Source organism: Burkholderia sp. 10_S31 (genome assembly GCF_056930375.1).
In genome coordinates, this window is the sequence record NZ_JBXOWK010000002.1 from 173,423 (window position 1) to 182,399 (window position 8,977).

Genomic DNA, 8,977 nt, shown 5'->3' on the forward strand with positions numbered 1-8,977 from the left:
AATGTCCGGGTGGCGGTGACTGCTCGACGCGGTGGTCGACGCGTCGGCCCGGTTGCGCGGCGCATGCCGCGCAAAACATCAACTTACCAAGGAGACTGGCCGCCGATAGCGCTTGCGGGTTGATCGTCCAGTGCGGCAGTTCGGGCCGGAATATGCACTGACGTTGCCTGTCGAGCCTGAAGGTGTCCACGTGAGACATCATCGTGTCAAAGGCATTTTCTCGTACCGTTCCCGCTCATTCCCTGCCTGCGGCGGCACTATCCGGCAAACACCGAAAATTCCTCACGAAACTGACCGCCGTGATTTCGGGCGGCATGTTCATCGATGGATTCATCCTCGGCTGCATCGGCATCGTGATGCCTGCGATCACCCGCGACCTGCACCTGTCGTCGGTCTGGCAGGGGTTGATCGGCGCATCGGCGCTGATCGGCATCTTCATCGGCGGCCCGCTCGGCGGATGGCTGGCGGACCGGGTCGGACGCCGGCCGATGTTCACGGTCGACCTCGCCATCTTCCTGGTCGGCTCCGCGGCCCAGTTCTTCGTTGCCGAAGCGTGGCAGCTCTTCGTCGTGCGTCTGGTGATGGGGATTGCGATCGGCGCGGACTATTCGATCGGATGGCCGTTGCTCGCCGAATTTGCGCCGGCGCGCCTGCGCGGAAAATTGCTCGCGATGCTCGAGCTGGTCTGGTATGTCGGCTATCTCGTGTCGTATGCGATCGGCTGGGGGCTGACCGAGTCCTCGATGGCCAGCTGGCAGGTCATTCTGGGCCTGAGCACGGTGCCGACGGTCGTTGTCTTCCTGATGCGCCTCGGCACGCCCGAGTCGCCGCGCTGGTTGATGAGCCAGGGCAAAGTCGCCGAAGCGAAGGCGCTGGCGAAGGAATACATGGAGCAGGACGAACTCCGGGAACTGCAACCGGGTGGCGCGGCCGAAAAGTATGGATTCCGATCGTTGTTCTCGCCCGGATACTTCAAGACCACCTTCTTCGTGTCGATGTTCTGGGTATGTAACGTCACGCCTTACTTCGCCATCGGCGCGTTCGCACCGATCGTTCTCGAGCGGCTGGGGCTCAAGGAGGGAATGACGGGCGGCCTGGTGCTCAACGGCGTCGCCGTGCTGGGGACGATCATCGCGGTGATGCTGATCGAAAAGGTGGGGCGACGCGTGCTGGCCATTCCGCCGTTCTTCGTCTCCGCCATCGCGCTGATGAGCGTGGCGCTGTTCTCCGACGTTTCGTCGGCGCTGATCCTCGTCTGCTTCTTCACGTTCTCGTTGGTCAACGCCATTTCGACGGTGCTGACCGGCGTGTATCCCGGGGAAGTGTTTCCGACGGAAATCCGCGGGATCGGCGTCGGCGTCGCCACGGCCGTTTCGCGTGTCGGCGCGGCCATGGGCACCTTCCTCCTGCCGGTGATCATCGAAACGTATGGTGTGGGTGCCGCGATGATGATCGCCGCGGGCATCAGTCTCGTCGGCGGCGTGATTTCCTATGCATTGGCGCCGGAAACGAAGGGCAAGTTGTTGAGCGAGGCATCCGCTCCCCGCAAGTGAGTCGGATCGATTCGAGGGCGGCGCTCCCGACCGCTGCATCCGCTCGCCAATCCAAGCGGCGGTTGTTTGGAGCATCACGTCCGTTTATATCGCGTGACGTCGCATTCTCGATGGGTAGGATGGGCTCGACGTGTCGTGCGAATCATGGCGGGGACGCCACGCGCGAGCGGGCCGCGACCAGGGTCGCAGTTGGCCGGTGACTACCCATTTGAAAATTTGCGATATTCAGACATGAACACACAGAATCTCGTCGAGCAATTCGGCCCACGCGAATCCATGGAGTACGACGTGGTCATCGTCGGCGGCGGGCCGGCCGGACTGTCGGCCGCGATACGGATCAAGCAGCTGGCACTCGAGAGCGGCGGGGACGTCAGTGTTTGCGTGCTCGAAAAAGGCTCCGAGATCGGCGCGCATACGCTTTCCGGCGCGGTCATGGATCCGCGTGCGCTTCAGGAGCTGATGCCGGACTGGCGCGAGAAGGGCGCGCCGCTCGACGTCGAGGTGACCGAAGACCGCTTCCTGTTCCTGTCGCAACGCGGTGCGAAGCAGGTTCCGAACTGGCTGCTGCCCGACAATTTCAAGAATCATGGCAACTACGTCGTCAGCCTGGGTAACGTGACGCGTTGGCTCGGTCAGCAGGCCGAGTCACTGGGCGTCGAGATTTTCGCCGGGTTTCCGGCGGCCGAGATCCTGTACGGCGAGCGCGGCGAAGTCAAAGGCGTCGCGACCGGCAACATGGGCGTCGGCAAGAACGGCGAGCCGACCGAGAACTTCCAGCTCGGGATGGAACTGCACGCGAAATACACGCTGTTTGCCGAAGGCGCGCGGGGCCATCTCGGTCGTCAGTTGATGGATCGCTTCAAGCTTCGCGACGGTGCCGATCCGCAGGTGCATGGCCTCGGCATCAAGGAGCTGTGGGAAATCGACCCGACCATGCACAAGCCAGGGCTCGTCATTCATACGGCCGGCTGGCCGCTTGACCGCGATACGTACGGCGGGTCCTTCCTCTATCACCTCGACAACCATCAGGTGGTCGTCGGTTTCGTGGTCGGCCTCGGCTACTCGAACCCGTACCTGTCGCCGTTCGAGGAGTTTCAGCGATACAAGACGCATCCCGAGATTCGCAAGTTCCTCGAAGGCGGCAAGCGGGTGTCGTACGGCGCCCGTGCGATTACCGCAGGCGGGCTGACGTCGTTGCCGAAGCTCACGTTCGCGGGCGGCGCACTGATCGGCTGCGACGCGGGTTTTCTCAACGCGTCGCGCATCAAGGGCAGCCATGCGGCCATTGCGAGCGGAAAGATGGCCGCGGAGGCCGCCCATGAAGCGCTGCGCGCCGGCCGACAGCGCGACGAGCTGGTCGAGTATCCGCAGGCGTTCGAGCGTTCCTGGTTGAAGGACGAACTGCATCGCGCGCGAAATTTCAAGCAATGGATGAGCAAGGGGCTCTACGTGGGCACGTTCATGGTAGGCCTCGAACAGAAGGTGCTCGGCGGCCGCGCGCCGTGGACGCTCCATCACCGGCACGCCGACCACGAGACACTCAGGCCCGCATCGGCCTGCAGGGAAATCGTCTATCCGAAACCGGACGGGAAGCTGACGTTCGACCGGCTGTCGTCCGTGTATCTGTCGAATACGAACCACGAGGAAAACCAGCCCGCGCACCTGACGCTGAAGGATGCGAGCGTTCCGGTGCGGGTGAACCTGGCGAAGTATGCCGGCCCGGAAGCGCGGTTTTGCCCGGCCGGCGTCTACGAGTTCGGGACGAAAGCCGACGGTACCGAGGGGCTGACCATCAATGCGCAGAACTGCGTCCACTGCAAGACCTGCGATATCAAGGATCCGACGCAAAACATCGTATGGGTCACCCCGGAGGGCGGTGGCGGCCCCAATTATCCGAACATGTAAGCGCGTCGATTCAAGTCGACCCTCCCACCACGAGCCACGAGCGAAAAAATTGAATCTCGGATTTATCGGAACCGGCGTCATCACGAAAGCCATCGTTACCGGCCTGATCCGGTCGGGCTTCTCGTTCGACCGGATCGCGTTGTCGCCGCGAAACGCCGAAACGGCCGCGGAACTTGCCGCGCTGGATGCCCGCATTCAGGTCTGTACGTCCAATCAGGCGGTGCTCGACGCGTCGGACGTCGTCTGTCTCGCGGTCGTACCGCAAATTGTCGTCGACGTGCTGAACGCGCTTCGGTTCGAAGCGCGGCACCACGTCATCACCTTCGTCCCGGGAACGTCGATCGAGACGTTGAGTCGACTCGTTCATCCCGCGAGCCGGCTTGCTCGCGCGATACCGTTGCCGGCGGTCGCGGATCTCAAAGGCAGTACGGCGATCTATCCGCCGGATGAAGTCGCCAGATCGCTGTTTGCCGGGCTCGGCGAGGCTGTCGAGGTGGAAAGCGAGAAACAGTTCGATGCGGTGCACGCCGTGACGGCGACGATGGCCAGCTTCTATGCGGTGCTCGAACACCAGGCGACATGGCTGACGCAGCAAGGGCTTCGATACGACGCCGCGCGTGCATTCCTGTCCGGTTACTGCGTGGGCCTGGCCCACGACACGACCCGCACCGGCCAGTCGTTTGCCGAGATGATCGAGCACTGCATGACGCCCGGCGGCCTGAACGAGCAGTTGCATGCCGAACTCACTGCGCATGGCGCCTATCGGTACTACGGCGAAGCGCTCGATCGCATTCTGGCGCGCGTGGAAGGCCGCGCCTGAACGTCCAGTCCGGTCAGGACAAGTTCCGCTGAGTTTCGGCATCAGCGATGTTGATGCAAGCACCATGAGAGTGCGGGCGGCGCAAGATGAAAACACGCTGGCCTGTCGGGAAACGCCCGAAGGTCCGGCAACATTTTCGATCGTGGCCAGACACTCATGAATATCGACACTCACCATTCGACGCCCGATACACCCGATACGCCGGGTGCGACGTATCCGGCTTACCGGCAAGGCTCGGGCTGGAACGCGATGTTGCCGGAGCGACTCGCGCGCGGCCCGACGACGATCCGCAGCTTCGGATCGATCGTCATCGGAGGCGGATATACGGGCCTCGCGGCGGCGCGACGCATCGCGGAGCTGTGTCCCGACGAGCAGGTGCTGGTGCTGGAGGCGTCGAGCGTTGGAGAAGGCTCGTCGGGCCGCAACTCGGGCTTCATCATCAACCTGCCGCACAACACGAAGCTGGGCGGGCATACCAGCCCGCTGGAGGTGGCGCGCAGGCAGATCCGGATGTATGACGCGGGTCTTCGCTGGCTCGAGCGGCTCGTTCGCGAAAACGGGATCGAATGCGGCTGGAACGCGGCGGGAAAGTTTCATGCGGCCGCGACCGAAGCGGGTGTCCGGAATCTCCACGCGGCGCTGGCCCAATATCGGGAGTGGGGCGTGGCATACCAGGAGTTCGACCGGGACGCGCTCGCCGAAAAGCTTGGAACTGCATATTATCGGTACGGCTTTCACTCGCCGAGCAACGTCTTCGTGCAGCCCGCGGCGCTGATTCGAGGGCTGGCCGATGCGCTTCCGTCAAATGTCGTTCTGGTTGAAAACGAACCGGTCGTCTCGCTGGATGGCGCGTCGCCTTTCAAGGTTGCCACGGTCCGGGCGGAGTATTGCGCCAAGCGCGTCGTATTGGCCAACAACGGATTCGCGAAGTCGCTCGGTATCCTCCGTGACAGGCTGATCACGATCTTTACGTATGCGGCCGTCACGCCACGGTTGCCGGAGTCCGAACTGAAAAAACTCGGCGATGCATCGGAATGGGGCGTCATCCCCGCCAACCGGCTCGGGACCACGCTGCGTCGCATTCAGGACGGGCGTTTCATGGTGCGAAGCGCGTATTCGTACGAGCGCGAGCAATCGCCGGCCGATACCTTGGCGCAACTGACCGCCAGTTACCGGAATCGCTATCCGGACATGAAGTCTCATCGCTTCGAACACGTATGGGGCGGAACCACGGCATTGACGCGAAACGGTGCGACGTTCTTCGGTGAATTGCGCCCGGGCCTGTTTGCGTCGCTGGGATGCAATGGCGCGGGGGTGCTGAAGGGCAGCACCTACGGCAAGTTGCTGGGTGAAATGGCCATGGGCGCACAGTCGTCGCATCTGTCCGACGCGCTCGCCATGGAAGGGCCCAACTGGCTGCCGCCCGAACCGTTCCGCCGCATCGGCGTTGTCTCCGCGATCAAGTACCAGGCTGCAGTGGCCGGCCGGGAACGATGATCATTGTTGAATTACTCATCTGGAATCTGGAAATCGAAAGATGCCCGAAATCAAACGCAGTTACGTAGGAAAACGCCTGTCCGAGGCCGCTGTGCACCAAGGTGTCGTTTATCTGGCCGGCCAGGTGCCGAGCGACGTCACCCAGGACATGGCCGGCCAGACCCGCCAGGTACTGGCTTCGATCGATGCATTGCTCGCGGAACAGGGTTCGGACAAGTCGCGCATCCTGTCCTGCCAGATCTTCGTTTCCGACATGTCGCAGGTCGCGAAGATGAACGAGGTGTGGGATGCATGGGTGACGCCCGGGCAGGCGCCGCCGCGCGCGACGGTGGGGGCGCAACTGGCTTCGCCTGAAAAGCTGATCGAGGTCGTGATCGTGGCGGCGATCTGAACGCTGCCATTGCCGGTCGTGCGCTGCAGCAACCGTTCTCCCAACGGTTTTTCCTGCTCGGAGACCGCGCGCGTGACGGCAACTGGTGAAATACCCAGTTGCCCGGATTCCGGATCAGCCTCATTTCTTCCTGGCGTGGCAATTGGGCGACCACACGAATCCTCTCCCCATTGAACGCCTTCAGTGTCTCGGGGCTCCTCCCGGATACGCCCCAGGCAGATGCCGTTCAGGTCGCCGAACGCATTCGCGCAGCGATCGATGAGCTGGTACTCGAGCACATCGGTAGCGAATACGGACGCATTACCGCCAGCATTGGCCTGGCGAGTTGGATGGACGATCAGGAAGGTGATCCGCGGGTGGTGATCAGGGCGGCCGACGGGGCGCTGTACTACGCGAAGGCGACGGGCCGAAACAAGGTCGCGACCTTTCAGGTCCCCGGGTAATGCCTGAATGTGCCGCCGCCGCTGTGAACATCCCGGGCACCCATCGGGAATAGCGAAAGCAATTCCGGCGGTGTGATCCGAAACACCGACTTGGGGCGACTCGGTGCATATCGATATTGCGCCCGAAAAAATGAACTCGAGCGGTGCATTCCCGGCGGTGTGACTGGCGAATCGGCCCTGCACTCGAGATGGGCGATTAACGAAAATTAATTGATTTTCATTAAACTTTCCTTGATGCGACGAAGGCGCGACGCCTCGTTGTCTTGCCAGCGAAGCATTGAGTACGAACGGCAGGTCGGCCACGACGACGCGGCGTTCAGGCGCGCATCCGCAGGCCGGAGCGCTGAGCCTCTGCCGGGTACATTAAAAATGCACGCGTTATCTCGGCGAATTTCCTGAAACAGTGATGTGCAGTGGAGCGATTCGACCAGCAGCCGATAAACCAATGATTTTTCGCGGCAAATACACGAATGTCGATCAGGGTATGTGCGGAGGTAGATGGGGGGCCACGTAGTTGCTAGTACATATTCCCTAGACTAATATCCTCCTCGCATCGGTCGGTTTAGTCAGTTTAAATCGGACGACCGTGATGCAAGGCGTGCCAATCCGTTGTTTTGGTTTTGTAAGGAAATGAATCGCCCATGGCCGAGAAGAGCCTCGGAGGCGCCGTCGACGGTTTGATGCATCGTGCCGACGTGGCAGGCGATCTGCTGCATCTGCGGCCTGCGCAGGAAAGCGACCGTGCATTCCTGCGCACCGTATTCGAAAGCACGCGGATCGACGAGTTCGTGCAGGCCGGGTTGAGCGCGGATCGCATCGCGGCATTGCTGGTCGAGCAGTTTTCGATGCAGGACAGGTATTACCGAGCGCACTATCCGCATTGCCGGTTCGATGTGGTGATGCTCGGAGAGCATGCGATCGGTCGCCTCTATCACGATTGGCGGGGCGGTGAAGTGCGCGTGATCGATATCGCGCTGCTGCCCGCGCATCGCGGGGCCGGGGTCGGCACGCGGCTCGTGCACGCGATCGTATCGCTGGCAGCCGCCTGCGCAATGCCGGTCGTGCTCTATGTGGAAATGAACAACCCGGTGCGGGCTCTGTATCGGCGGTGCGGATTCGAGCAGACCGGCGAGAACGGGATCTACCTGCAGATGACGCGCCCCGCCGTGCCGTTCGACCGGGCGAACGTGAGGCCCCTGCCAGGCCTCGCGATCGAAGGCGCGCAGGCCGCGAGCAGTACGGACATCAGGCAGTAGCAACGAAAGACCGCGACCGGCCGTGCCGGTTACCGGTACAACGAACAAACAACGATCGGGGGCGTGCGTGCTGTCCATCCCTACCCATGCCGAATTGCTCGATGCGATCGGGCAACGGTTCACGTTTGGCGCCAGCGGCGGCGAGCCGGTCGACGCTGTACTCCTCGATGCACCGCCCGGCCTCCCGATGAACGACCAGTTCGTCTGCTACTCGGCAACGTTCGCGTTGCCCAGCGGTGTGCATCGTCCGCAGGACGTTTATCGCATCGTATCTCCGGCCGGCCATGCGTGGGCGCTGCTCGCGACACCGACGCGGCCCACCGAGAACGGATGCTCGACACTCACCGTCGTCGTGCACTGTCGTACCGATCAACTTGCCGGGGCCGCCGGCCCGCGCAGCGACGCGTAGGGTTTTTCTTCTTTTCCCGCAAGAGAGGAGGCGTGTGATGAGTGATCCGTATCTGGGTGAAATCCGCATGGTGGGGTTCAACTTTGCTCCCTACGGATGGGCATTGTGCCAGGGCGAGGTGTTGGCGATTTCCCAAAACCAGGCGCTGTTCTCGTTGCTTGGCACGTACTACGGCGGTAACGGCACGACGACGTTTCAGTTGCCGGATTTGCGCAGCCGCACGCCAGTTGGTGTTGGACAGGGACTGGGATTGTCCGCGGTCGAGATAGGCCAGATCGGCGGCACCGAAGGCGCATCGCTGACGACGCAGAACATGCCGCTCCATACGCACGTCGCGACGGTGTCGACCCCCGGCGCCGCGCAGGGATCGATCTCGATCCCCGCGTCGACTTCGACGGACACGAGCACGCAAAGCGCGGTGCCCGGCAATACGTCGGTGCTGGGAACGGTCAGCGTGTCGAATCGCCAGGGCGACCTCTACAGCACGGTGGCCGCCGATACGACGCTGAAGCCGTTCGACGTGACCTTGCCGGTTACGGCGCCGACGATCCAGAACGGCCCGGCTGGCGGCAGTACGCCGTTCTCGCTGCGTAACCCGTACGTCGGCATCAATTTCATCATTGCACTGACCGGTGTATTCCCGTCGCGGGGGTAATCGGTAAAGTGCGCGTGCCGCATGAGCGGCACGCAATCAAGGACATCG

8 protein-coding genes and 1 pseudogene are annotated in these 8,977 nt (G+C 62.5%); all 9 read left to right on the forward strand.

All coding sequences use genetic code 11. From position 1 onward, the window contains the following. Positions 1-299 precede the first annotated feature (299 nt). Positions 300-1,553, forward strand: a complete 1,254-nt coding sequence (locus AC1Z3W_RS15415; RefSeq protein ID WP_242431861.1) for an MFS transporter — start codon at positions 300-302, stop codon at positions 1,551-1,553. 231 nt (positions 1,554-1,784) lie between these two features. Then, positions 1,785-3,458, forward strand: a complete 1,674-nt coding sequence (locus AC1Z3W_RS15420; protein ID WP_483507913.1) for an electron transfer flavoprotein-ubiquinone oxidoreductase — start codon at positions 1,785-1,787, stop codon at positions 3,456-3,458. 49 nt (positions 3,459-3,507) lie between these two features. Next, positions 3,508-4,278, forward strand: a complete 771-nt coding sequence (locus AC1Z3W_RS15425) for a pyrroline-5-carboxylate reductase (protein WP_483507914.1) — start codon at positions 3,508-3,510, stop codon at positions 4,276-4,278. Between the two features lie 156 nt (positions 4,279-4,434). Then, positions 4,435-5,775: an NAD(P)/FAD-dependent oxidoreductase gene (locus tag AC1Z3W_RS15430; RefSeq protein ID WP_483507915.1), complete on the forward strand. Its 1,341-nt coding sequence runs from the start codon at positions 4,435-4,437 to the stop codon at positions 5,773-5,775. A 40-nt stretch (positions 5,776-5,815) separates the two neighbouring features. After that, the gene (locus AC1Z3W_RS15435) at positions 5,816-6,166 is read left to right on the forward strand and encodes a RidA family protein (protein WP_483507916.1); all 351 of its coding nucleotides are present in this window, start codon (positions 5,816-5,818) and stop codon (positions 6,164-6,166) included. A 194-nt stretch (positions 6,167-6,360) separates the two neighbouring features. After that, positions 6,361-6,609: pseudogene (locus AC1Z3W_RS15440) on the forward strand (GGDEF domain-containing protein); the annotation flags it as partial. A gap of 641 nt (positions 6,610-7,250) precedes the next feature. Then, positions 7,251-7,865: a GNAT family N-acetyltransferase gene (locus tag AC1Z3W_RS15445; protein WP_124834488.1), complete on the forward strand. Its 615-nt coding sequence runs from the start codon at positions 7,251-7,253 to the stop codon at positions 7,863-7,865. Between the two features lie 67 nt (positions 7,866-7,932). Continuing rightward, positions 7,933-8,274: a DUF6916 family protein gene (locus tag AC1Z3W_RS15450; protein ID WP_063791554.1), complete on the forward strand. Its 342-nt coding sequence runs from the start codon at positions 7,933-7,935 to the stop codon at positions 8,272-8,274. Positions 8,275-8,311: 37 nt separating this feature from the next. Next, on the forward strand, positions 8,312-8,929 hold the full coding sequence (locus AC1Z3W_RS15455; protein ID WP_057927677.1) for a phage tail protein: 618 nt from the start codon (positions 8,312-8,314) through the stop codon (positions 8,927-8,929). The last annotated feature ends 48 nt before the right edge of the window (positions 8,930-8,977 follow it).